Origin of the sequence: Streptomyces sp. NPDC014656, from assembly GCF_043084305.1 — a bacterium.
In the GTDB taxonomy this organism is placed as follows: Bacteria; Actinomycetota; Actinomycetes; order Streptomycetales; family Streptomycetaceae; genus Streptomyces.
Genome location: NZ_JBIBZN010000001.1, coordinates 466,287 through 491,335 on the forward strand (window position 1 = coordinate 466,287; position 25,049 = coordinate 491,335).

General features: G+C 73.2%; 16 protein-coding genes. 12 read left to right on the forward strand and 4 right to left on the reverse strand.

Annotated elements, in window-relative coordinates; all coding sequences use genetic code 11:
* The first annotated feature begins 169 nt into the window (after nt 1-169).
* Nucleotides 170-1,192: a LacI family DNA-binding transcriptional regulator gene (locus ACF1ED_RS02225; protein ID WP_391756798.1), complete on the forward strand. Its 1,023-nt coding sequence runs from the start codon at nt 170-172 to the stop codon at nt 1,190-1,192.
* Between the two features lie 176 nt (nt 1,193-1,368).
* Here the strand turns inward: ACF1ED_RS02225 and ACF1ED_RS02230 are convergent, their stop codons facing one another.
* Both ACF1ED_RS02230 and ACF1ED_RS02235 read right to left on the reverse strand, forming a co-directional pair.
* Nucleotides 1,369-3,111 (reverse strand): glycoside hydrolase family 6 protein, encoded by a 1,743-nt coding sequence (locus tag ACF1ED_RS02230; protein ID WP_391756477.1) that lies wholly within the window; start codon nt 3,109-3,111, stop codon nt 1,369-1,371.
* A 53-nt stretch (nt 3,112-3,164) separates the two neighbouring features.
* The gene (locus tag ACF1ED_RS02235) at nt 3,165-4,730 is read right to left on the reverse strand and encodes a cellulase family glycosylhydrolase (protein ID WP_391756478.1); all 1,566 of its coding nucleotides are present in this window, start codon (nt 4,728-4,730) and stop codon (nt 3,165-3,167) included.
* A gap of 314 nt (nt 4,731-5,044) precedes the next feature.
* Here ACF1ED_RS02235 and ACF1ED_RS02240 point away from each other — a divergent pair, with 314 nt between their 5' ends.
* A complete protein-coding gene (locus ACF1ED_RS02240; RefSeq protein WP_391756479.1) occupies nt 5,045-7,960 on the forward strand; it encodes a glycoside hydrolase family 48 protein in 2,916 nt (971 codons plus the stop codon).
* 126 nt (nt 7,961-8,086) lie between these two features.
* On the opposite strand, the gene ACF1ED_RS02245 is transcribed toward ACF1ED_RS02240, so the two are convergent.
* Nucleotides 8,087-8,890, reverse strand: a complete 804-nt coding sequence (locus ACF1ED_RS02245; RefSeq protein WP_391756480.1) for an MBL fold metallo-hydrolase — start codon at nt 8,888-8,890, stop codon at nt 8,087-8,089.
* Between the two features lie 150 nt (nt 8,891-9,040).
* Between ACF1ED_RS02245 and ACF1ED_RS02250 the strand changes: the two genes are divergently transcribed.
* From ACF1ED_RS02250 to ACF1ED_RS02280, 7 genes are all read left to right on the forward strand, one after another.
* Complete coding sequence (locus tag ACF1ED_RS02250; protein ID WP_391756481.1) at nt 9,041-10,564, forward strand: alpha-N-arabinofuranosidase; 1,524 nt, start codon at nt 9,041-9,043, stop codon at nt 10,562-10,564.
* 159 nt (nt 10,565-10,723) lie between these two features.
* Entirely contained in the window at nt 10,724-12,007 is a 1,284-nt protein-coding gene (locus tag ACF1ED_RS02255; protein WP_391756482.1) for an ABC transporter substrate-binding protein, read from the forward strand.
* Entirely contained in the window at nt 12,007-13,041 is a 1,035-nt protein-coding gene (locus tag ACF1ED_RS02260) for a carbohydrate ABC transporter permease (protein ID WP_391756483.1), read from the forward strand. The genes ACF1ED_RS02255 and ACF1ED_RS02260 overlap by 1 nt, the downstream gene beginning before the upstream one ends.
* Nucleotides 13,038-13,895, forward strand: a complete 858-nt coding sequence (locus tag ACF1ED_RS02265; protein WP_391756484.1) for a carbohydrate ABC transporter permease — start codon at nt 13,038-13,040, stop codon at nt 13,893-13,895. The genes ACF1ED_RS02260 and ACF1ED_RS02265 overlap by 4 nt, the downstream gene beginning before the upstream one ends.
* Nucleotides 13,892-14,476: a hypothetical protein gene (locus ACF1ED_RS02270; RefSeq protein ID WP_391756485.1), complete on the forward strand. Its 585-nt coding sequence runs from the start codon at nt 13,892-13,894 to the stop codon at nt 14,474-14,476. Before ACF1ED_RS02265 ends, ACF1ED_RS02270 begins: the two co-directional genes overlap by 4 nt.
* Nucleotides 14,477-14,909: 433 nt before the next feature.
* Nucleotides 14,910-17,642 carry a Tat pathway signal sequence domain protein gene (locus tag ACF1ED_RS02275; RefSeq protein WP_391756486.1) on the forward strand — a complete coding sequence of 911 codons (2,733 nt, stop codon included), beginning with the start codon at nt 14,910-14,912 and terminating at the stop codon, nt 17,640-17,642.
* 17 nt (nt 17,643-17,659) lie between these two features.
* Nucleotides 17,660-18,712, forward strand: coding sequence for a rhamnogalacturonan acetylesterase (locus tag ACF1ED_RS02280; RefSeq protein WP_391756487.1), 1,053 nt, complete (start codon nt 17,660-17,662; stop codon nt 18,710-18,712).
* A gap of 457 nt (nt 18,713-19,169) precedes the next feature.
* On the opposite strand, the gene ACF1ED_RS02285 is transcribed toward ACF1ED_RS02280, so the two are convergent.
* The gene (locus tag ACF1ED_RS02285) at nt 19,170-22,103 is read right to left on the reverse strand and encodes a glycoside hydrolase family 2 TIM barrel-domain containing protein (protein ID WP_391756488.1); all 2,934 of its coding nucleotides are present in this window, start codon (nt 22,101-22,103) and stop codon (nt 19,170-19,172) included.
* A gap of 443 nt (nt 22,104-22,546) precedes the next feature.
* Between ACF1ED_RS02285 and ACF1ED_RS02290 the strand changes: the two genes are divergently transcribed.
* The 3 genes from ACF1ED_RS02290 to ACF1ED_RS02300 are packed head-to-tail and all read left to right on the forward strand — an operon-like array spanning nt 22,547 to nt 24,757.
* Nucleotides 22,547-23,581, forward strand: coding sequence for a LacI family DNA-binding transcriptional regulator (locus tag ACF1ED_RS02290; RefSeq protein WP_391756489.1), 1,035 nt, complete (start codon nt 22,547-22,549; stop codon nt 23,579-23,581).
* Nucleotides 23,568-24,110 carry a SigE family RNA polymerase sigma factor gene (locus ACF1ED_RS02295; protein ID WP_391756490.1) on the forward strand — a complete coding sequence of 181 codons (543 nt, stop codon included), beginning with the start codon at nt 23,568-23,570 and terminating at the stop codon, nt 24,108-24,110. The genes ACF1ED_RS02290 and ACF1ED_RS02295 overlap by 14 nt, the downstream gene beginning before the upstream one ends.
* On the forward strand, nt 24,110-24,757 hold the full coding sequence (locus ACF1ED_RS02300) for a hypothetical protein (protein WP_391756491.1): 648 nt from the start codon (nt 24,110-24,112) through the stop codon (nt 24,755-24,757). Before ACF1ED_RS02295 ends, ACF1ED_RS02300 begins: the two co-directional genes overlap by 1 nt.
* Nucleotides 24,758-25,049: the final 292 nt, after the last annotated feature.

Below are 25,049 nucleotides of genomic sequence, written 5' to 3' on the forward strand. Positions count from 1 at the left end.
ACGCGTGGCGCGCCGGGAGCGCGGTGCTCTAGGGTGGGAGCGCTCCCATCCCGGTGTGGCCCCGCGCGGGCCCCTTTCCCCGGCACGGCCCGTACCGCCTGCCGGAGGGCCCGTCCCCACCGAGTCCCTGGTGAGCGGCACGAGGTCCGACGAGGGGAGCACGGCGACGGTGAACGGACGGCAGAACAGCAGACCCACCCTGGAGCAGGTCGCGGCCCGCGCCGGAGTCGGCCGGGGCACCGTCTCGCGGGTCATCAACGGCTCCCCGCGGGTGAGCGAACAGACCCGCGCCGCCGTGGCCCGGGCCGTCGCCGAGCTGGGCTACGTCCCCAACCAGGCCGCCCGCGCGCTCGCCGGCAGCCGCACGGACGCCGTCGCCCTCGTCATCCCCGAGGCCGAGGCCCGGCTCTTCGCCGAGCCCTACTTCCTCGACCTGATCCGCGGCGTCAGCGCGGAGCTCGCCGAGGCGGACAAGCAGCTCCTGCTCACCCTGGTCCGCAGCGAACAGGAGCGCCAGCGCTTCGAGCAGTACCTCGCCGCCCAGCGCGTCGACGGCGTCCTCCTCGCCTCCGTCCACGGCGACGACCCGCTCCCCGACCGCATCCGCGAACTCGGCATCCCGGTCGTCATGAACGGCCGCCGCTCCGAGGCCGAACCCGTCCCGTACGTCGACTCCGACAACATCGGCGCCGGCCGCGCCGCCGTGGCGCACCTGGTGGGCCGCGGCAGGCAGCGCATCGCCACCCTGACCGGCCCCCTGGACATGTACGTGGCCCGGGCCCGCCTCGGCGGCTACCGCGCCGGCCTGGCGGAGGCGGGCCACGCTCCCGACGAGGGGCTGGTCGCCGCCGGAGACTTCACCGAGGACGGCGGCCGCCGCGCCATGCGCGGCCTCCTGGAGCGCAGGCCCGGCCTGGACGCCGTCTTCGCCGCCTCCGACGTCATGGCGGCCGGCGCCCGCGCCGCCCTCCGCGAGGCGGGCCGCCGCGTCCCCGAGGACGTCGCCCTCGTCGGCGTCGACGACTCCCCGGTCGCCCGCCTCATGGACCCGCCGCTCACCAGCGTCCGCCAGCCCATCGAGGAGATGGGCCGCACCATGGCCCGGATGCTCCTCGACGACGTGGCGGGCACCCTGGAGGCCGCCCCGAAGCGCGTCCTGCCGACCGAACTGGTGGTCCGGGCCTCCTGCTGAGGAGCCCGGCCCTCCGCCGGCGGAGGGCCGGGCTCGCGGGCCGGGCGGGGCGCACGACGAAGAGGCCGGACGGGCTTCGTGGGCCCGTCCGGCCTCTTCGTCACGTGCCGGTCGCTCCGTGCGGGGGGTGCCGCGCCCGGTCCCGCCGGGCCGTGCGCGGCACCCCCCGGCGGGGGTTACAGCGCCGGGTGCGCGTTCTTCATGAGCTCCTGGAACTGGGCGGAGAACCAGTCGCCCGAGAGGGGGGCGTCCGGGAGGGCGCCGGACATGCTGTTGCCGTTGCGGGCGTTACCCGTGTAGGTCGGGTCGCACATGCGGTCGAAGCCCTTGCCCTGGGTGTTCGGGATCTCCTTCGAGGCGCCGTCGGACTCGCCCGGGGGCTTCATCCAGACGTACGCGTCGATGCCGGCCGCGGGGGCCGCCTGGGGACGCTCGCCGAGACCGGCGCCGGACTGGTTGCACCAGTTGCCGAGGTGGATGCGGCGGTCGTAGCGGCCGCCGTTCACGTAGGTGTCGACGCTGGTCAGCGCGCCCGGGCCGGTGGGCCGGGCGGTGCCGCCCCAGCCGTTGCGGGAGGTGTCGATCAGCATGCCGAGCTTGCTGTCGAAGCCGAGGGAGACGAGCTTGTCGCGCATCGCCTGGGCGTAGGAGAGCTCGTCGGTGTACTGGTTCCAGTCGATCCACTTCGACGTGCGGACGGAGGTGCCGTTCACACTGTCGGTGACCTTGAAGTTCTCCTCCTTCAGCGCGCTGTAGTTGGCGGTGTTCACGATGAAGCCGTGGACGTTGGCGACCGTGGAGCCCTCGGCGGTCGCGGCCTGCTTGAACAGCTCGGCGGAGGGGCCGAAGTTGGAGTCCCAGCCCAGCCAGCCGTGGTGGCCCGCGTCGACGTAGTTGTAGACGTTGGCGATCGAGCCCAGCTTGTTGAGCGCGTAGCCGACGCCCTTGATGTAGTTGCCGTTCTCCTTCATGACGTTGCAGTTGGCCGTCTCGGTCGGCCGGCCCGCGACGTTGGTGACGAGGTTCGGCAGCGAGTCGATCTCGACCGTGGTGACGATCCGCAGGCCCGCGTACTTCGGGTCGGCGAGGATCGCCGCGATCGGGTCGATGTACTGCGTCTTGTACTTGTCGATCTCCGTCGGGCCCAGCTCGCCGTTGGAGGCGAGCGCGGCACAGTCGCGGCCGGGCAGGTTGTAGATGACCAGCTGGACGACCAGCTCGCCGGTGCCCTTCTGCTTGAGGGCCTCGTCGAGGTGGGCGCGCAGGCCCATGCCGCCGTTGACGCCGGCGATGGCGGCGGTCCGGTCCAGCCAGACGCCGGTGGGCTGGTTGGAGATCCGGGTGCCGCCGGGCTCGGCCGCGGCCTTCGCCGACCACTCGGGGTTGACGTACACCTTGGCGCCCGCGTACGGGTTGTCCGCCTTCTGGCCGGGCGGCGGGGTGGTCGGCGGCGTCGTGGGCGGGGTGGTCGGGGGAGTGGTCGGCGGGTCCGTCGGCGGGGTGGTGGTGTTGCAGGTGACGCCGTTCAGCTTGAAGGTCGCGGGCACCGCGTTGGTGCCGCTGTACGAGCCGTTGAAGCCGAAGGAGGTCGAACCGCCCGTGGCCAGCGTGCCGTTGTAGGACAGGCTCTTGGCGGTGACGGCGGTGCCGGACTGGGTGAGGGTGGCGTTCCAGCCCTGGGTGACCTGCTGGTTGCCGGCGTAGCTCCACTCCAGCGTCCACGCGGTGGTCGGGTCACCGGTGTTGGTGACGACGACGTTGGCGCCGAAGCCGGTGTTCCACTGGTTGGTGATGCTGTAGTCGACCTTGCAGCCCGGGGTGGCTGCGCCGGCGGTGGCACCGAAGACCGTGGCGGTCGCGCCGGTCGCGGTGATGAGGCCGAGGGCCGCCAGAAGGGCGGTGCGGCTGGTGCGGCTCATGGGGGTGGGGGTTCCTTTCGGCGGATTCACGTGGTGTACGGAACTGGCGGGGGTCACGGGACGATCGCGCGCAGGTGGTCGCGCAGCCCGATCCCGAAGGCGGTGGGTGTGCCGTCGTACGAACTGATCAGTGCGGGACCGGAGTTGCAGTTCCAGGTGTTCCAGGTCCAGCCCAGGTACGAGAGCCCGCGGTCGTCGAACCACTTCATGACGCGGTCGATGAACGCGTGTCCGCAGGTGTTCTCGCCGATCTCGCCGGCGAGCAGGGGGACCTGCGCGGCGACGGGAGCGAGCGTGTCGTTCCAGCACGTCTCGGTGGAGCAGGTGTTGAAGTTGTAGACGTGCCAGGCGGCGCCGAGATTCTGCGCCGGGTCGGTGGGGCGGTACGTCAGCCACTGGCTGAGGTCGTTGGAGTACGCGATGCCCGGGACGAGGACGAGGTTCTTCGCCCCCGTGGCGCGGACCGCGTCCACCAGGTCCTGCATGCCGGCGACCTCGTACCCGATGCCGGGACAGGTGCCGCCGTCGCGCCAGCAGGTCCATGCCTGGGTCGCGGTGGAGGTCGCCCGGTCCGGATAGGGCTCGTTGAAGAGGTCGAGGACGACCCGCTTGTCGTTCTTGAAGGTGTTCGCCACCGAGGTCCAGAACGCCGGGGTGTACCGGGCGTTGGGCATCGGCTTCTGGCAGGTGGCGTGCACGTCGGCGCAGCCCGAGGAGTTGCCGGTGTACTGGCCGTGCGTCCAGTGCAGTTCGACGACCGGGGTCATGCCGTGGGCGAGGACCTTGGTCACCAGGTCCTTCACGGCGTCGATGTAGTTCGTGCCCCGGTACTCGGGCTTGATGTTGTCCAGGCCCAGCCAGCACTCCTCGTTGAGGGGGATGCGGACCGTGTTGGCCTTCCAGTCGGCGATCGCCCGGACGGAGGCGTCGTCCGCCGGACCGTCCCAGATGCCGTAGCCCTGGACGCACATGAACTCGCCGCCGGAGCGGTTGACGCCGAGCAGCCGGCGGACCGCACCGTTCTGGTCGGTGAACTTGTTGCCGGTGACGGTGAGTTCGGGTGCGCCGGTGGCCGGGGTCGGCGGCGGCGAGGTGGGCGGGGTGGTCGGGGGTGTGGTGGGCGGTGTGGTCGGGGGGTCGGTCGGGGGAGTGGTGGGCGGATCGGTCGGCGGCGTACTGGTGGGCGGGGTGGTCGGCCCGTTCGCGACGCAGGGCACACCGCCGAGCGTGAACGCGGTGGGGGCCGTGTTGGCCCCCGTCCACGAGGCGATGAAGCCGGTGGTCGCCTTCGCGCCGGCGTCGAGCCGGCCGTTCCAGCTCTCGTTCGTCACCGTGACGGCGGCGCCGGACTGGGTCCACTTGCCGCCCCAGCCCTGGCTGACCTGCTGGCCGGCGGGGAAGGAGAAGCCGAGGCTCCAGCCGTTCAGCGCGGTGCCGTTGTTGGTGACGGTGACGGCACCCTGGAAGCCTCCGGTCCACTGGTTGGTGACCGAGTACTCCACGGTGCAGACGGGTGCGGCCGCGGCTCCTGAGGCCGTACCCACGACGGCGAGCGCGGTGCTCGCCATCGTGACCGCTGCTCCTGCGAGCAGCGCGGTGAGACGTGGGGGATGTCGCATGAGCGAGTCCTCACAGCGAGGGCACGCCCCCTACGGCGTGCCGACTGGATGGAATCGCTCCCACTGGTCGGGGCAGACCGTAGCGCCAACCGAGGCCAAGCAAAAGAGGAGTTGAGGAAATTGCTCGTCGTTTGCCTTCGACTCTTCGCGCATCTTGACGTGGTTGCGTCACGCTTGCACAGTGGGAGCGCTCCCACTGGTTCACGGCTTGTTCACGCACCCCCCGTGCGGCCCGCCTCGCGCACCTCGTGGCGTTCCGTGCGGTTCCCTCTTCGCACCACCCGACCTCCCGAGCCGCGAGGAGATCCACCCGCATGCCACGCCTGAGACCACGCCGCCCACGCAGGCACCTCACCGCCCTGACCGCCGCGCTCTCGCTCCCCCTCGGCCTGCTGGCCGCCGGCGCCGGAGCCGGCACCGCGCAGGCCGCCGCCGTGCAGTGCAGCGTCGACTACAAGACCAACGACTGGGGTTCGGGCTTCACCGCCGAACTCACCCTGACCAACCGCGGCACCGCCGCCCTGAACGGCTGGACCCTCACCTACTCCTACGCCGGTGACCAGAAGCTCACCAACGGCTGGAGCGGCGTCTGGTCCCAGTCCGGCAAGAACGTGACGGTCACCAACGCCGGCTGGAACGGCACCGTCGCCGCCGGTGCCGCCGTCACGGCCGGAGGCCAGTTCACCTACAGCGGCACCAACGCCGCACCCACCAACTTCGCCGTCAACGGCACCTCGTGCACCGGCGCCCACCAGCCGCCGGTGTCCGTCCTCACCAGCCCCGCCGCCGGCGCGGTCTACGCCCAGGGCGACGCCGTGCCGCTGGCCGCCACCGCCGCCGCGGCCGACGGCGCCACCGTCGACAAGGTCGAGTTCTACAGCGACACGACGCTCCTGGGCACCGACACCACCGCGCCCTTCACCTACAGCGCCGCCGGCCTCGCCACCGGCGCCCACTCGCTCTACGCGAAGGCGTACGACAGCCAGGGCGCCTCCGGGGAGTCCGCCCCCGTCGGCATCACGGTGGCCGCCGGGCCCGCGCTCGTCGCCTCCCCGGGCCAGCTGGCCGTCCGCCAGGGCGCCACCGGCACCTTCGACCTGAAGCTGTCCAAGGCCCCGGCGGCGAACGTCACCGTCACGGTGGCCCGCACCTCCGGCACCACCGGCCTGACCGCGAGCCCCGCCACCCTCACCTTCACCCCGGCGAACTGGAACACCGCCCAGAAGGTGACCGTCACCGCGGCAGCCACCGGCACCGGAACCGCCGTCTTCACCGCGACCGCCCCCGGCCACGCCAAGGCCGAGGTCCAGGCCACCCAGCTCGCCGCGGACTCCACCTACGACGCCCGCTTCCTCGACCTGTACGGGAAGATCACCAACCCGGCCAACGGCTACTTCTCGCCCGAGGGCATCCCGTACCACTCCGTCGAGACCCTGATCGTCGAGGCCCCCGACCACGGGCACGAGACGACCTCGGAGGCGTACAGCTACCTGATCTGGCTCCAGGCCATGTACGGCAAGATCACCGGCGACTGGACCAAGTTCAACGGCGCGTGGGAGATCATGGAGAAGTACATGATCCCGACCCACGCGGACCAGCCGACGAACTCCGCCTACAACGCCTCGAAGCCGGCCACCTACGCCCCCGAGTGGGACCTCCCCTCGCAGTACCCGGCGAAGCTGGACTCCGGCGTCACCTCCGGCTCCGATCCGATCGCGGCCGAGCTGAAGAGCGCCTACGGCACCGACGACATCTACGGCATGCACTGGATCCAGGACGTCGACAACGTCTACGGCTTCGGCAACGAGCCCGGCAAGTGCTCCGCCGGACCGACGGCGACCGGCCCCTCGTACATCAACACCTTCCAGCGCGGCCCGCAGGAGTCCGTCTGGGAGACCGTCACCCACCCGACCTGCGACAACTTCTCCTACGGCGGCAAGAACGGCTACCTGGACATCTTCACCGGGGACGCCTCCTACGCCAAGCAGTGGAAGTACACCAACGCCCCCGACGCCGACGCCCGCGCCGTCCAGGCCGCCTACTGGGCCGACCTCTGGGCCAAGGAGCAGGGCAAGGGCTCCCAGGTCTCGGCCACCGTCGGCAAGGCCGCCAAGATGGGCGACTACCTGCGGTACGCCATGTTCGACAAGTACTTCAAGAAGATCGGGAACTGCGTCGGCCCGACGGCCTGCCCGGCCGGCACCGGCAAGGACAGCGCCCACTACCTGATGTCCTGGTACTACGCCTGGGGCGGCGCCGTCGACACCTCGGCCGGCTGGTCGTGGCGGATCGGCTCCAGCCACAACCACAGCGGCTACCAGAACCCGCTCGCCGCGTACGCGCTCAGCGAGTACGCCCCGCTCAAGCCCAAGTCGGCGACCGGCCAGGCGGACTGGGCCACCAGCCTCGACCGGCAGCTGGAGTTCTACCGCTGGCTCCAGTCCAGCGAGGGCGGCATCGCGGGCGGCGCCACCAACAGCTGGCAGGGCCGCTACGCCACCCCGCCGGCCGGCACCCCCACCTTCTACGGCATGTACTACGACGAGAAGCCCGTCTACCACGACCCGGCGTCGAACCAGTGGTTCGGCTTCCAGGCCTGGTCGATGGAGCGGGTCGCCGAGTACTACCAGCAGACCGGTGACGCCGAGGCGAAGACCGTCCTCGACAAGTGGGTCTCCTGGGCCCTGTCCGAGACCACCGTCAACCCCGACGGCACCTTCCGCATCCCGTCCACCCTCCAGTGGTCCGGCGCGCCCGACACCTGGAACGCGGCGAACCCCGGCGCCAACAACGGCCTGCACGTCACCGTCGCCGACTACACCAACGACGTCGGCGTGGCCGCCGCCTACGCCAAGACCCTGACCTACTACGCGGCCAAGTCCGGCCACGCGGAGGCCAAGCGGGTCGCCAAGGCCCTGCTCGACGGCATGTGGGAGCACCACCAGGACCCGCTGGGCATCGCCGTCGAGGAGACCCGCGCCGACTACAACCGCTTCGACGACCCGGTCCACGTGCCGAGCGGCTGGACCGGCGTCATGCCGAACGGCGACGCGGTGAACAACACCTCCACCTTCGCCTCGATCCGCTCCTTCTACCAGGACGACCCGGCCTGGCCGAAGATCGAGGCCTACCTGGCGGGCGGCGCCGCCCCCGTCTTCACCTACCACCGGTTCTGGGCCCAGGCGGACATCGCCCTGGCCATGGGCTCGTACGCGGAGCTGCTCGAATAACAGCCCGCCCCGCGAGAGCGGGCTCCGCGTACGAAATCGAGGCCGGGCGGACCCCGAAAGGGGCCCGTCCGGCCCTCGGGCTTTCCGGGCCCGGCCGGGAGGTCCCCGGCCCTCCGCGGGGGCGGCTCAGAGGGTGACGAACGGCTCGGTCAGGTGCGGTGTCGCGAGGTGGAGGGTGCCGGCCTCCCGGGAGCGCAGCACGCGCTCCCTCGACTCCCTCGCCCGCGCGGGGTCCATCTCGTGGGCGTAGGCCAGTTCGGGGTGGAGCAGCTGGACGGCGTGCACGAGCAGGTCGCCGGTGACGGCGACGAGTTCGCGTCCGGACGGGACGAGCACGCTCTGGTGTCCGGGCGTGTGACCGGGCGTGGCGATCACGCGCCCGCCGCCGCGCAGCGGGGTCCCGCCGTCGAGCAGCCGCAGCCGTCCGGTCCTTCGCAGCGGGTCGACCAGCCGGGACCGCAGCTGCGGGTTGACCTCGTCGATCGCGTCGAGTTCGGCCCGCTGGAGCAGGTAGTCGGCGTTCGGGAAGAACGGCCGGGCCTGATCGCCGCCGACGACGGCCCAGCCCACGTGGTCGGTGTGCAGGTGCGTGAGCACCACCGTGTCCACGTCGGCCGGCTCGATCCCCGCGGCGGCCAGCGACTCCGGGAGCACACCGGGCACGGGCGCCCAGGACGCCGCCGGGCCGTCGGCCGGGCCGATCCCCGCGTCGACCAGCGTCACCCCCCGCTCGCCGCGGATCGCGAACGCGCGGAACCGGAGCCACCAGCGGCCCTCGGCGTCGAGCGAGCCGGGGTCGAACCGGTCGGCCGCCGCCCACTGCTCACCGGTGGCGTCGGGGAAGGCCTCCGACCTGGGGGCGAAGAAGGGGCCCGCGCCGTCGGCGAGCGCGATGACCGTGTACGGGCCGACCTGGAGGGAAGGGAGCATCCGCCAGATGCTGCCACCGCCGGGCCGCCCGCCGCCAGGCGTCGCGCGCTCCGGAGGTCCATTGACGTGCGCGGGCTCCCCTCCTACGTTCTCGTTCGGACATACGACCGATGGTCGATATTTCGAACGCACCGAACGAGAGGGAATCGCGTGTCCCATTCCGAACGCCCCACCCGCACCGCTCGTTTCACCCTCGACCCCGACTTCACCGTCGGCCGCGTCGATCCCCGGCTGTACGGCTCCTTCGTCGAGCACCTCGGGCGCTGCGTCTACACGGGCATCCACGAGCCCGGGCACCCCGCCGCCGACGAGGACGGACTGCGCACCGACGTCCTGGAGCTGGTCCGCGAGCTGGGCGTGACCGCCGTGCGCTACCCCGGCGGCAACTTCGTGTCCGGGTACCGGTGGGAGGACGGCGTAGGGCCGGTGGAGCAGCGGCCGCGGCGGCTCGACGTCGCCTGGCGCTCCACCGAGACGAACCGTTTCGGCCTGAGCGAGTTCATGGCCTTCCTGCGGAAGCTCGGTCCCCGGGCGGAGCCCGTGATGGCGGTCAACCTCGGCACCCGCGGCATCACGGAGGCCATGGACCTCGTCGAGTACGCCAACCACCCCGCCGGCACCGCGCTCTCGGACCTGCGGATCGCGCACGGCGACAAGGACCCCTTCGGCATCCGACTGTGGTGCCTGGGCAACGAGATGGACGGCACCTGGCAGACCGGCCAGAAGACCGCCGAGGAGTACGGCCGGCTCGCCGCCCAGACCGCCCGGGCGCTGCGCCAGATCGACCCGGACCTCGAACTCGTCGCCTGCGGCAGCTCCGCCCGCGACCTGCCGACCTTCGCCGCCTGGGAGGCGACCGTGCTGGCGGAGACGTACGAGGTGGTCGACCACGTCTCGCTGCACGCCTACTACGAGGAGACCGACGGCGACCGGGACTCCTTCCTGGCCTCCGCCGTCCACATGGAGGCCTTCATCGAGGAGGTGATCGCCACCTGCGACCACGTCGGCGCACGGCTCAAGTCGCCGAAGCGGCTGACCCTCTCCTTCGACGAGTGGAACGTCTGGTACCAGCGCCGCCCCAACCCGCACCCCTTCGAGGACTGGCAGGAGGCCCCGCGCCTCCTGGAGGACGTCTACACGGTCACCGACGCGGTCGTCTTCGGCTCGCTCCTCATCACGCTGCTCCGGCACGCCGACCGGATCGCGGTGGCCTGTCTCGCCCAGCTGGTGAACGTGATCGCGCCGATCATGACCGAGCCCGGCGGCCCCGCCTGGCGGCAGACCACCTTCTTCCCCTTCGCCCAGGCCGCGCGGCACGGCCGCGGCACCGTCCTCGACGTGCGCCCGGTCTCGCCCGCGCACCGGACGGAGAAGTACGGCGAGGTGCCGCTGCTGCACGCGACCGCCGTACGGGACGAGGACGGCGGCGTGACGGTCTTCGCGGTCAACCGCGACCGGCACCGGGCGCTGCCGCTCGACGTGACCCTGCGCGGCTTCGGCCTGGCGGAGGTGGTGGAGCACAGCGCGCTCGCCGACGCCGATCCGGAGGCGTGCAACACCCTGGCCGATCCGGGCCGGGTGGTGCCCCACGAGGTGGCCGGCACGGAGCTGTCGGACGGCGTCCTGAGGGCCGTCCTTGAGCCGATGTCGTGGAACGTCATCCGGCTCGCCTGACCCCCCTCTTTGAATCCTTTCATCGTGGTGACGCACGTCGGCGTTTCGAAGCGCTTCGAAAGATCCTGTCCGAAGCGTTGACGTGGCTGACGGGCGACCCTACGGTGACCCAGCAAGCGCTTTCCTGAAACGTTCTAATCACGCGCGGGAGGACGAACTGTGCGTACTCAAGGCACTGTCGACCGTCGGAGTCTGCTGAAGGTCACGGGCGGCTCGGTGGCGGTACTCGGCCTGACCGCGGCGGGCTGCGGAAGCGGCTCCGGGAGCGGCGACGGCACCGTCACCATCCGGTACACCTGGTGGGGCTCCGACGACCGCGCCAAGCGGATCAACCAGTCGATCGCCCTCTTCGAGAAGAAGTTCCCGAAGATCAAGGTGAAGACCGACTTCCAGCCGTACGCCGACTTCTGGAAGAAGTTCAACACCCAGGCGTCCGGCGGCAACACCCCCGACGTCTTCCAGAACGCCATCGGCTTCCTGCGCAAGTACGACGCCAAGAACGTCCTCCTCGACCTGCGCGAGCAGGTCGAGGCCGGACACCTCCGCATGGAGGGCTTCCGGGCCGGGCTGGAGAAGTTCGGCGAGGTCGACGGCAAGCTGCTCGGCGTCCCCGTCGGCTCCAACTCGATGGCCCTCGTCATCGACCGGGCGGTCTTCGAGAAGGCCAAGGTCACCCCGAAGCCCGGCTGGACCTGGGACGAGTACCACGACGCCCTGGCGAAGATCCAGGAGACCGCGGGCCGGGCCGGCGACGCGGGCCCCTACGGGATCATGTACCTGTACGACATGTACCTGCGCCAGCAGGGCAAGGCCTTCTTCACCGCCTCCGGACTCGGCTTCACCGAGGCCGACCTGACGGACTGGTGGAACAAGGCGGCCGGGCGGGTGAAGTCCGGCGTCTACGCCGACCCGAAGAAGACCATCCAGGCCAAGCCGAAGTCCGCGGTCACCGCCGAACTCGCCGGCTGCGAGTTCACCTGGGACAACTTCGCCGTCCGTTACACCGCCGAGGGCAAGAGCCGCTACGGCCTCGCCCCCATCCCCACCACCGACGGCAAGCGCACCGGCCAGTACCTCGGCTCGCTCATGCTCAGCGCCTCCAGGCGCACCAAGCACCCCAAGGAGGTCGCCCAGTTCATCGACTTCATGGTCCACGACCCCGAGGTCGGCAAGATCATGGGCTACGACCGGGGCGTCCCCGCCACCGAGGCGCAGAACGCCGCCTACGTGCCCGCCGACGAGGTCGGCAAGCAGATCGCCGCCTACGAGAAGCAGCTCGTCGAGTCCCGCGTCCTGGAGCCCATCACCCCGCACCCGGCCGGCGCCGACGTCTGCGAGGCGGCCTTCCTGCGCCTCTCGGAGGAGATGTCCCTGGGCACCCGGACCGTCGCCGACGCGGTGAAGCAGTACTTCACCGAGGCGAAGACGGCCCTCTCCTCCTGATGGACGCCGCCGTGACCACCGTACCGACCCCCGCCGTCCCGCAGACCCCGGAAGCGGCCCCGCCGGGGAAGGGGACCGCGCCCGCGGCCCCCGCCCCCGGCGGCGGGCGCCCCCGCCGGGCGGCGGGCCGCGCCCCCGGGTCCCGCACCGCCCGCGAGAACCTCGCCGGCTACCTCTTCATGTCCCCGTGGCTCACCGGCTTCCTGCTGCTGACCGCGGGCCCGATGGCCGTCTCGCTCTACTTCGCCTTCACCGACTACAACCTCTTCGACGCCCCCCGCTGGATCGGGCTCGACAACTTCACCGAGATGTTCGGCGACCCCCGCTGGCGCACCTCCGTCGAGGTCACCGGCTGGTACGTGGTCCTCGGCACCCCGCTGAAACTGGCCGCCGCCCTCGGCGTCGCCGTCCTCCTCAACCAGAGCCGGCGCGGACAGGGCTTCTACCGGGCCGCGTTCTACGCCCCCTCGCTCATCGGCGCCAGCGTCTCCATCGCCATCGTCTGGCGCGCCCTCTTCGCCGACAACGCCCCCGTCGACCGGGCCCAGCAGCTGATCGGCCTCGACCCCGGCGGCTGGATCGGCGACCCCGACAAGATCATCTACGCCCTGGTGGCGCTCACCGTCTGGCAGTTCGGCGCGCCCATGGTCATCTTCCTCGCCGGGCTCAAGCAGGTGCCCCGCGAGCTGTACGAGGCGGCGCAGATGGACGGCGCCGGACCGTGGCGCCGGTTCTGGAACATCACCCTGCCGATGATCTCCCCGGTGCTCTTCTTCAACGTGCTCCTGGAGACCATCCACTCCTTCCAGATCTTCGGCTCCGCCTACATCATCGGCAGCCAGGGCAACGCCTGCGGCCCGGCCGACGGCACGCTCGTCTACACCTGCTACCTCTACGTCCAGGGCTTCGAGAACAGCCGGATGGGCCTCGCCTCCGCGATGGCCTGGATGCTGCTGCTCGCCGTCGGCCTGGTCACGGCGGTCCTGTTCTGGTCCCAGCGGCGCTGGGTGCACTACGAGGAGGGAGGCCGATGAGCCTCGTCCGCACCGGGACGCGGGGCCTGCGCGCCGGGTCCCTCGCCTGGCACCTCGGCTCCCTCGCGGTCCTCGCCGTCGTGCTCTACCCGGTCTTCTGGGTGATCGGCGGCTCGTTCAAGCCCAACGACGAGATCGTCGGCAGCCTGAACGTCCTCCCGACCGACCCCATCACCGACAACTACCGGCGGCTCGCCGACGGCATCGCCGACATCCCCATCTCCACCTTCTTCTCCAACTCGCTCTTCCTGGCGCTCGCCTCCGTCGCCGGCGTGCTGATCTCCAGCTCGCTCGCCGCCTACGCCTTCGCCAAGATCGGCTTCGCGGGCCGCAACCTGCTCTTCACGCTGATGATCGGCACCCTGCTGCTGCCCTACCACGTGCTGCTCATCCCGCAGTACGTGCTCTTCCAGAAGCTCGAACTGATCAACACGTACACGCCGCTGCTGCTCGGCAAGTACCTCGCCACGGACGCCTTCTTCGTCTTCCTGATGGTCCAGTTCATGCGGGCCCTGCCCAAGGAGCTGGACGAGGCGGCGCGCCTGGACGGCTGCGGGCACCTGCGGACCTACTGGTCGATCGTGCTGCCGCTGTGCCGGCCCGCGCTCATCACCAGCGCCATCTTCACCTTCATCAACGCGTGGAACGACTTCATGGGCCCGCTGATCTACCTCAACGAACCCGAGAAGTACACGGTCTCGCTCGGCCTCAAGATGTTCGTCGACCAGGACGGCGTCGCCAACTACGGCGGCATGATCGCGATGTCGCTGGTGGCGCTGCTGCCCGTGGTGGCGTTCTTCCTCGCCTTCCAGCGGTACCTGATCGACGGCATGGCCACCTCGGGGCTCAAGTGAGGCGGGACCGCTTCCTCGCCCGCTTCGGGGTCTTCGCCGAGTGCCTGCTGACGGGGGTGTGGATCGCCGTCGCCGCGCTCCCGCTCGTCACCCTGCCGGCGGCGCTCGCCGCCGGCGCGGGGCACCTGCGGCGCACGATCGAGGGCGAGGAGACCGGGCTGCGGTCCTTCGCCGCCGGACTGCGCGCCGCCCTGCGGGGCGGCGGGTGGGCGGTGGGCGCGGCCTACTGGACCGTGCTCGCCCTCGTCGGGGCCGACCTCGCGCTCGTACGGGCGCTGCCGGTGCCGGGCGGCCGGGCGGCCGGGGCCCTCGCGATCCTCGCGGCGTTCTGGGCGACCGTCGCCCTGCTGCGGGCGGCCACCGCCTGGCGCCCGGGCGTCTCCTGGCGGGCGCTGCTCCCGGACGCCGGGCGCCGCGCGCTGCGGGACCCGGCCGGCTCCCTGCTCGTCGTCTGCGGCCTGGCGGTGGTGGCCGCCTCGGCCTGGTTCTCCGCCCCCCTGGCCCTCCCCGCCCTGGGCCTGCTGCTCGCCGGCACCCTGGCGGCCGAACACCGCAAGGCCCCCGCCCTCGCGGGCGCCTGACCGCCCGCGCCACCGGGCCACCCCCTCCCCGGCCACCCCGGGGACGCGGCCCCCGCGTCCCCGCCCCCGCCTTCCCGCCCCCGCCTTCCCGCCCCCGCCTTCCCGCCCCCGCCTTCCCGCCCCCGCCTTCCCGCCCCCGCCTTCCCGCTTCCGCCTTCCCGCTTCCGCGGCCCCACCATCGCGCCCCACCCCCGCGTCCGCCCGCCCTCACCGCCGCGCCCGGGCCCGAACGGTCCGGGACGGCCCGCGCCGGGCTCCCGCCCCGGACCGTTCAGGCCCGGACCGTTCAGGGCCCCGGGAGGCCCGCGGGCTCCGCCGCGTCCCCGCGCCCCGATGGGCCCGCGTCCCGCCGGCCCCGCGCCCCGCTCCGTACCCTCGCGCCCCCTTCCCCTCCCGCAGGCATGTCATCGGCATGCCCTCGAAAGGAGTTCCCGTGTCCTCGATACCCCGCCGTTCCCTCCTCAAGGCGGCCGCCGTCGCCGGTGCCGCCGCCCAGTTCAGCTGGGCGCTCGGCCGGAACGAGGCGCAGGCCGCGCCCGCCGCCGAGGTGCCCGCGGAGGAGCGGCCCGCGAGCATCTCCTGGCTGGAGCCGGGCGGCCTCGGCGCCGCCGGCGGGTCGACCTTCGGCGTCGCCTGGCCCAAGGGCGCGCATCCGGGCGACCGCGAGTTCGCCCTCACCACCGCCGACGGCGCCCCCGTCCCCGTACAGACCTGGACCACCGCCCGGTGGCCCGACGGCTCCCTCAAGTGGACCGCCCACGCCGTCGGCCCCGAGGCGGCCGGCGCCGAGCGCTACTCCCTCGCCCCCGGCACCCCCGCCGCCGGCGCGAAGACCGTCACCGTCACCGAGTCCGGCCGCCGGATCACCGTCGACACCGGCGTCGTCAGGGCCGTCCTGTGGAAGGACGGCGGCAAGCTCGTCGAGTCCCTCACCCGCGACGGCGTCAAGATCGCGACCGACGGGCGGCTCGTGCTGCTGCGCCAGGGCGACATCGACGACGGCGACCAGGGCAACGCCAAGTGGGAGCGGTTCGACGGCGAGATCTCCGGCGCCGTCGTCGAACAGACCGGCCCCGTCCGGGCCGTGGTCCGGATCGACGGCAAGCACCGCAAGGGCAGCCGCAGTTGGCTGCCCTTCTCGGTCCGGCTCTACTTCCACGCCGGCTCCGAAGCCCTCCGCATGATCCACACGATCACCTTCGACGGCGACCAGGACAAGGACTTCATCCGCGGCCTCGGCGTCCGCTTCACCGTCCCGATGCGCGACGCCTTCTACGACCGGCACGTCCGCCTCGCCGGCGAGGACCAGGGCTTCCTCACCGAGGCCGTCCAGGGCATCACCGGCCTGCGCCGCGACCCCGGCGCCGCCGTCCGCGCCGCCCAGGTCAAGGGCGAGAAGCTGCCCGACCCGGCCACCTGGGACCAGCGCGTCACCAGCCGCCTCCAGTACATCCCCACCTGGGGCGACTACACGCTCTCCCAGCTCACCGCCGACGGCTTCGGCATCCGCAAGCGCACCAAGCCCGGCCACGGCTGGATCCCCGCCGGCGGCGGCCGCCGCGCCAACGGCTTCGGCTACGTCGGCGGCGCGAGCGGCGGACTCTCCTTCGGCCTGCGGGACTTCTGGCAGAAGCACCCCGCCCAGCTCGACGTCCGCGGCGCCGCCGGCGACGAGGCCGAGGTCACCCTCTGGCTCTGGTCGCCCGAGGCCCAGCCCATGGACCTGCGCTTCTACCACGACGGCATGGGACAGGACACCTTCCCCGAACAGCTCGAAGGCCTCAACATCACCTACGAGGACCACGAGCCCGGCTTCGGCACCCCCTACGGCATCGCCCGCACCAGCGAGCTGATGTTCTGGGCCAACGCCGCCACCCCGAGCGCCGCCGCCCTCGTCGCCCAGGCCGCCGCCGTCCGCGTCCCGCCGCAGCTCGCCGCGAGCCCCGAGGACCTCGTCCGCGCCCGGGTCTTCGGCGGACTGTTCTCGCCCGTCGACCGCTCCACCCCCGCCAGGGCCAAGATCGAGGACCGCCTCGACTACCTCTTCACCTACTACAAGGACCAGGCCGAACAGCGCCGCTGGTACGGCTTCTGGGACTACGGCGACATCATGCACACCTACGACGAGGACCGGCACCAGTGGCGGTACGACGTCGGCGGCTACGCCTGGGACAACTCCGAGCTCTCGCCCGACCTGTGGCTCTGGTACGCCTACCTCCGCTCCGGCCGCGCCGACGTCTTCCGCTTCGCCGAGGCCATGACCCGCCACACCGGCGAGGTCGACGTCTACCACCTCGGCACCTGGGCCGGCCTCGGCACCCGCCACGGCGTCCAGCACTTCGCCGACAGCGCCAAGCAGCAGCGGATCTCCACCGCCGTCTACCGCCGCCCCTACTACTTCCTCACCGCCGACGAACGCGTCGGCGACCTCATGCGCGACCTGGTCGACTCCGACGAGACCTTCCTCGTCCTCGACCCCATCCGCAAGATCCGCACCGAGCCCTACACCCCCGACCGCCACGCCCTCTCCATCGGCTTCGGCACCGACTGGAGCGGTCTCGCCGCCGCCTGGCTCACCGAGTGGGAGCGCGGCGGACCCAAGGCCGCCAAGGCCGAGGCGCGGCTGCGCTCCACCATGGAGACCATCGCCGCCCAGCCCAACGGCTTCGTCCAGGGCACCGGCCTCTACGACCTCGACACCGGCCGCTTCGCCGTCGCCGAACAGCCCGCCGTCGGCGTCTCCCACCTCTCCGCCATGTTCGGCCTCGTCGAGATGTGCGCCGAGCTCATCGACCTCGTCGACCTGCCGGCCTTCAAGAACGCCTGGCTCGACTACTGCCGCTACTTCAACGCCTCCAAGACCGAGCAGGCCGCCCGCTACGGACAGAACTTCGGCACGCTCCTCCTCTTCCAGGGCCACTCCCGCCAGGACGCCTACGCCGCCGCCCAGCTGAACGACACCAAGCTCGCCCAGCGCGCCTGGGCCAAGTTCGACAGGAGCGACGGCTACACATCCGCCATGGTCTGGGACAAGACGCCCGTGCGGGGCCCCGCCGCCCTCGAACCCGGCTACGAGCACCTCTGGATCAGCACCAACACCACCGCCCTCTACGGCCTGGCCGCCATCCAGAACCTCGCCCTCGTCGGCGACCACCTCCCCGAGTGACGGACAGGAGACGCCCGATGAAGAGGACCACGATCCTCGCGGCGAGCCTGCTCGCGCTCCTCGCCGCCACCGCACCCGCCACCGCCCACGCCGGGGAGAACCCCTACGGCCAGGGCCTCGACCACTGCGCCGCCACCGGGACGGGCGCCCTCGCCTGCCACTTCGACCTGGCCCCCGGCACGTACGACGTCACCGTCACCCTCGGCGGCGACACCGCCGGAACGACCCGGATCAGCGGCGAGACCCGGCGCGCCCTGCTCGCCGAGACCCCGACCGGGGCCGGCGAGCGGGTCCGCCGCTCCTTCACCGTCGACGTCCGCGACCCGGAGGGGGAACCCACCGGACCCGCCGGCACGCCCGGCCTCGACCTGCTGATCGACGGCTCCGCCCCGCGCGTCGCGTCCCTCCGCGTCACCCCCGCCCCCACCGCGACCCGCCTCTTCCTGATCGGCGACTCCACCGTCTGCGACCAGCCCGGCGACCCGTACACCGGCTGGGGCCAGCGGCTCCCCGTCCACCTGAAGCGGGGCGCCGCCGTCGCCAACCACGCCGACTCCGGCGAGAGCACCGTCAGCTTCCTCGCGAACCCGGCGCTCTTCGACCGGGTCGAGGCGGCGATCCGGCCCGGCGACCCCGTCCTGATCCAGCTCGCCCACAACGACAAGCAGACGGACGCCGCCACCTACCGCGCCAACCTCACCACCCTGGTCGAGCGGGTACGGGCCAGGGGCGGCGCACCCGTCCTCGTCACCCCGGTCGTCCGCCGCTGGTTCAACGCGGACGGCACCCTCGACAACGGCACCGCCCTGCTCGTCAACGGCCTCGGCGTCGACCACCCGGCCGAGATCCGCGCCCTCGCCGCCTCCCTCGGCACCCCGCTGATCGACCTCACCGCCCTCACCAGGGCCCGGGTCGAACAGCTCGGTCCCGAGGCGTCCAAGGAGCTCTACCTGACGGCCGAGAAACGGGACAACACCCACACCTCGGTCCGCGGCGCCACCGAGTACGCGGCCCTCGTCGCCGCCGCACTGAAGGCCCGGGGCGTCCTCCCGGAACACCTCCTCCGCTGACCGCCCCCACCGGCCGGGCCCCGCACCCCGCGGGCCCGGCCGGCCCCGCGTCAGACGTCCGGCACCGGACCGCCGCCACGGAGAGGACGGCCCCGGCGACGGCCCGGCCGCCGAAGACCGCCCACGCCTCGGCCACCGCCACGGGGTGCTTCTCCACGGCCGGCCGCTCCGGGTCGCGGCTCAGCGCCTCCCAGGCGCCGAGCGGCATGAGGCGGCCGATCTCCCTGACTCACCGGTAGGCCCCCCCGGAACAGCGCGGGAAGCGGCAGCGTCCCGATCGCGGCGACGACCGACCCGGCCGCGTGCCGCACCAGGGCTCCCGCCGCCCTTTCGGGCCGGCCGCCCCGCGCGCGTACGCGCGGACGGGAGCGCTGACACAGGCGCGGACGTCTCCGGGCCCCCCGCAGGAACGCCCCCAGGACGCCGGTGATCACCGCCGCCGCCGTGCGCGGGGCCGCTACGGGTTCCGCGCTCCGGCGGGTGACGGCCGGCCCGCTGCCCTGCTTCGACATGCCCCGACCGGCTCGAACGCCAGCGAGAAGGACGCCGGGGCCGCCTGGAGGCGGTGCTCGGGGAGGACGCCGGGGCCGCAGGACTGGGAGCCGATGCCGTGCAGGGCGTGGTCGAGGTTCAGCCACAGGGTGTCGCCCGGGGCCAGGTCCGGCCGGTGCGCGGCGGCGTCCAGCTCCGCGTGCGTCCAGCGGCGCGCGGTGAACCAGAACTCCGGCTCGCCCGCCACGCGCAGGCCCGCGCCCTCCCCGTCCGTGAGCTCCAGCCACCGGGTGTCGATCCGGGCCCCGTTCTCCTGCGGACGCACGTACGGGGTCTGGAGACCGGCCACCGTGGACTCCCAGAGGCCGGGGCGGGCCGCCGCGCGGGTGTCCGGGTACGCCTCCCCGGGGCCGCCGCCGTACCAGACCGCCCGGTCGAGGGCGGCCGGAAGACCGAGCCGCACGCCCAGCCGGGGGAGCGGTACCGGCCAGGAGCCCTCGGGCACCACGTCCACGTCGAGCCGTACCGCCGTGCCGCTCGCGGTCCAGCGGTGGGTCACGGCCAGCCCGACGTCACGGCCCGGGGGAGCCACCCGCGTCCGGACGGTCAGCCCCCCGCCGTCCGGGATCACCCCGTCCGTGCGGTGCCGCATCCGGTGCAGGCCCAGCTCCCGCCAGAGCGACGCCCACCGCGCGTCCGGCTGCCAGGGCGCCCCCTCGTCGTTGTCCGTCGGCGCCCGCCAGACGTCCAGTCCGAAACCGGACACCGGCAGGCCGCCCAGGGAGACGAGCGCGCCCGTGCGCGCGTCGAACGATGCCGGGCCGAGCCCGATCCGCCCGTCCCCGGCGGCCGGGCGGACCGGAGGCGACGGCGCCGCCAGGGGGCGCCGTCCCGTCACGGGCACGACGCCCCAGGCCATCTCGTGGCCGGCCTCCGCCCACGGCGTCGCGGCGGCGAGCACCGCCCGTACCCTCCACAGCGTCTCCGCGCCCGCCGGATGCGCCGGCGGCTCCGGGAGGACCACCTCGGTCCGCTCCCCGGCGGCCGGCGGAGGCACCGCCAGCGGCCCCTCGCCCACCACCTTCCCGTCCGCCAGGAACTCCCATCCGAAGGCGTACGCGGACAGGTCGGCCACGTCGTGGAGGTTGCGCACCGCGACCGTGCCCGGCCGCCCGCCGGGCCCGATCCGCACCGGCTCGATCACCTTCTTGTACTCGGCCAGGCCCGGCGAGGGGGTCCGGTCCGGGAAGAGCAGCCCGTCGCACACGAAGTTCCCGTCGTGCTGGTCCTCGCCGAAGTCGCCGCCGTAGCCGTACCCGTGGACCGGGTGGGCCAGGCCGTGGTCGATCCACTCCCACACGAAGCCGCCCTGGCAGCGCTCGTACGTCTCGAAGAGGCGCTGGTACTCGCTCAGGCCGCCGGGGCCGTTGCCCATCGCGTGGGCGTACTCGCACAGGATGAGGGGGAGTTCGCGGCGGCGCTCCGGGCCCCCGTCCTCGCGCCGGCCGATCTCCTCGACCTCGGCGTGCGGCGGGTACATCCGGGAGTACACGTCCACGTCGGCGCAGGACCGGTCGCCCTCGTAGTGCACCGGCCGCGACGGGTCCCGGTCGTGGATCCAGCGTGCCATCGCGGACAGCCCGGCCCCCGTGCCGCACTCGTTGCCCAGCGACCACAGCACCACCGACGGGTGGTTCTTGTCCCGTTCGACCAGCCGGGCCGCCCGGTCGAGCAGGGCGGGCGTCCACCGCTCGTCGTCCACCGGATTGCCCCGCCAGCCCAGCTCCTCGAAGCCGTGGGTCTCCAGGTCGCCCTCGTCGACCACCCACAGGCCGTAGGAGTCGCACAGGTCGAGGAAGGCCGGGTGCGGCGGGTAGTGCGAGGTCCGCACGGCGTTGACGTGGTGCCGCTTCATCAGCTCGACGTCCGCCCGCATGGTGTCCAGGTCCAGGGTCCGCCCCGTCTCCGGGTGGAACTCGTGCCGGTTCACGCCCCGGAAGAGGATCCGCCGCCCGTTCGCCTTCAGGACGCCGTCCTCCACGTACACCGAGCGGAAGCCGATCCGCAGCCCGATCCGCTCCCCGCCGGCCGTCAGCTCGCCCTCGTACAGCCGCGGCACCTCGGCGCTCCACGGCTCCACCGGCACCGTGACGGACTCCCCGGCCGCCAGGTCGAGCCCCAGCTCCGGCACCCGGACCCGGGCGGGCACGTCGCAGTCGACCCGCAGTTCGCCGGTCCCCGCGGTGTGGTCGTACGAGGCGTGCACGAAGAAGTCGCCCGGCGCGCCCTCCGGGCGGTGCAGCAGCGTCACCTCCCGGAAGACGCCCGGCAGCCACCACTGGTCCTGGTCCTCCAGGTACGAGCCCGAGGACCACTGGTGGACGCGGACCGCGAGGACGTTGTCCCGCTCCCGCAGCAGCTCCCCGACCGCGAACTCGTGGGCGAGCCGGGAGCCCTTGAACCAGCCCAGCTCCGTGCCGTTGAGCCACACCCGGGCGCAGGACTCGACCCCGTCGAAGCGGAGCACCGCCCCGCCCTCCGCGGGCCAGTCGTCCGGCAGGTCGAACCGGCGCAGGTGGTCCCCGGTCGGGTTCTCGTCCGGCACGTGCGGCGGGTCGACCGGGAAGGGGTAGACGACGTTCGTGTACGCGGGGGCGCCGAACTCCCCGTCCTCGCCCTGGAGCACCCAGTGCCCCGGCACGGTGACGGTCCGCCAGCCGTCCGCGTCGAAGCCGGGCTCGGCGAAGGCGGTGTCCGCCGCGTCGGCGGCGGGGGACAGGCGGAACGCCCAGTCGCCGCCGAGCGGCAGCCGCGCGGCGTCGGAGAAGGCGGTCCAGGCGCGCGGCGGCAGCGTGCCCCGCTCGGGGGCGAAGGAGGTGTACCAGGGCAGATCGGTCATGACGTTCCCAGGGAGAGGTGAGAGGCGAGAGGGGGAAGGGAGGGCGAGAGGAGGAAGGGGAAGGGGGAAGGGGGAAGGGCGAGAGGAGGAAGGGGGGAGGCGGGGAGGAGGAAGGGGGGAGGCGGGGAGGAGGACACCCGCCGGAAAGCGCTTGCGCGACCGGTTCCATCCCACCCCGCCGTACGCCCCGGCACAACCCCGCGCGGCCCCCGGGCCCTTGGACTCTTCGCGCCCCGCCTGGACAGTCCGACGAGCGGCCGCTTAGGGTCGGGGGTCCCTGTCGTCGAGGGCTCCTGACGCCGGGGGTCCCCGTCGCCGGGGCCCGCCGCCGACGGCCCCCGTCACCGACGGGCACCCCACCCGCCCGGAGGACCCTCCGCCGATTCCGGAGAACCCTCCACCCATCCCGGCGAACCCGCCCGGACCAGCCGAGGAGCGCGCACGTGGTCACCCTCGCCGACGTCGCCCGTCACGCCGGTGTGTCGGCCAGCACCGTCAGCTACGTCCTGAGCGGCAAGCGGTCCATCTCCACCGCCACCCGCGAGCGCATCCAGCACTCCATCGAGGAGCTCGGCTACCGCCCGCACGCCGGGGCCCGCGCCCTCGCCGGCGGCCGGACCAGCATCCTCGCCCTGATGATGCCGCTGCGCACCGGCCTCTACGTGCCGGTCATGATGGAGATCGCCATGGCCGTCACCACCACGGCCCGCGCCCACGGCCACGACGTGCTGCTGCTCACCGGCGAGGAGGGCCCCGAGGCCGTCCGCCGCGTCGAGGGCAGCGCCATCGCCGACGGCATGATCGTCATGGACGTCGAGCTGGACGACCCCCGCCTGCCCCTCCTCCGGCAGGCCGAGCGGCCCTCCGTCCTCATCGGACTGCCCGCCGACCCCGCCGGGCTCGACTGCGTGGACCTCGACTTCGCCGCCGCCGGCGCCCGCTGCGTCGACCACCTCGCCGGCCTCGGCCACCGCCGCCTCGCCGTCCTCGGCGAACCCCCCGCCGTCTACGCCCGGGGCACGGGCTACGCCGAGCGCACCCTCGCCGGTGTCCGCGCCGCCGCCGCCGGGCACGGCCTCGACCTGCTCCACCGGCCCGTCGACGGCACCTACGCGGCCGTCTCCGCCGCCGTCACCCGGATCTTCGAGGAACGCCCCGGCACCACCGCCCTCCTCGTGCAGAACGAGGCCGCCGTCGAACCGCTCCTCGCCGTCCTGCGCCACCAGGGCCGCGCCGTCCCCGAGGACGTCTCCGTCGCCGCGGTCTGCCCCGACCAGGTCGCCGCCCACGCCTCCGTACCGCTCACCGCCGTCGCCGTGCCCGCCCAGGACATGGGACGGATCGCCGTCGAGCGGCTCGTCGCCCGGCTGCGCGGCGAGACCGCCCCCGGCACCGAGCTGCTCGCCCCGCACCTCACCGTCCGCGCCGGCACCGGCCCGGCACCCGCCGCACCGGGGGACGACCGTGGCCGGGACTGACCCGGACGAGGAGCGGGACGGCGCGGCCGAGTTCCGCGACTTCTTCGACCGTCACTACGCCGAACTCGCCCGCCTCGCCCACCTCCTCACCGGCGAGACCGACGCCGCCGACGACCTCGCCGCCGACGCCATGCTCGCGCTCTGGCACCGCTGGGACCGGGTCCGCGCCGCCGACCACCCCGCCGCCTACGCCCGGGGCGTCGTCGCCAACCTCGTCCGCACCCGCATCCGCGGCACCGTCCGCGAACGCCGCCGGATCGCCGCCTTCTGGGACCGGCGCCCCGAGCACACCGAGGACCCGGACGTGCCCGCGGTCGTCGACGTGCGGACCGCGCTGCGCGCCCTGCCCTTCCGCAAGCGGGCCTGCGTCGTCCTCCGCCACGCCTTCGACCTCTCCGAGCGGGACACCGCCCTGGCCCTGGGCGTCTCGGTCGGCACGGTCAAGAGCCAGACCGCCAAGGGCATGGCCGAACTCCAGAAGCTGCTCGGCGGACGGGCCGCCACCGAACTCGCCTCGGGGAGGCGCTGATGGACGAGACACGGCTGCGCGGCGAGCTGCGCGAGGCGGCGGCCGCGCACCGCCCGGACCGCGCCCGGATGCTGGCCCGCGTCGAGCGCGGCATGGCCGGGCCGCCGCCCCGGCGGGAGCGGACGCCGGCCTTCGGGGCGGGGCGCCGCTGGACGGCCACCGCGGCCGTCGCCGCGACCGTCGTGGGCGTCGTCGCCCTCGGCGGCCTCGCCGTCACCGCCCTCCAGGAGCGGCCCGCGCCCCCGGCCGTCGCCGTCGCGCCCGGGCCCGTGGCCCGCGCGGCGGGCACCGTCGACCCCGGCAGCAACCGCTGGTGGGCGCAGAGCGACCTCGCCGTCACGACGGACGGCGAGGTCACCGGCCTCACGGTCGAGTTGCGGGTGGCGCTCACCGGAGGCATCGTCAGCACCGGTCACTGGCAGACCCGTTCCGCCGATGACTTCACCGTCACGGTCGTGGAGGAACCCGGCGCCCTCGTCTACCGCTGGACCCTGAAGGAGGGCCGCGCGGTCCCGGCGGGCCCGCACACCTTCGCCGCCCAGTACAACCACGCCGAGGGCGTCCGGGACGCCTCGGCCGACGCGTACACCGTCGTCCTCACCGCCCCCGGCGGCGGCCGGACGACCCTCCGGGGCGGCTTCGCCTGACGGCGGAGGACCGGGGCGTCCCCGGTCCCCGCGCGGCCGTCCGGACGCCGTCCGGACGGTCCGCGGGCACGCCGAGCTTCTTCCGCGGACCGGAGGAGCGGTCCACCGGCGCGGGCACGGCGCTCGCCGGGTCGAGCCGGCAGGCGTGGAAGGAGGCGCCCCCGGCGAGCGGGGCGAAGCCGTGCGCCGTGCCGGACCGGCGGTCGGCCCCGGTGGCGGCCGGGTCGGCGGGTCCGGCGGGTCCGGCTCAACGGCGAAACCCTCTTGAAACGTTTCGACCGAGGGGGCAACC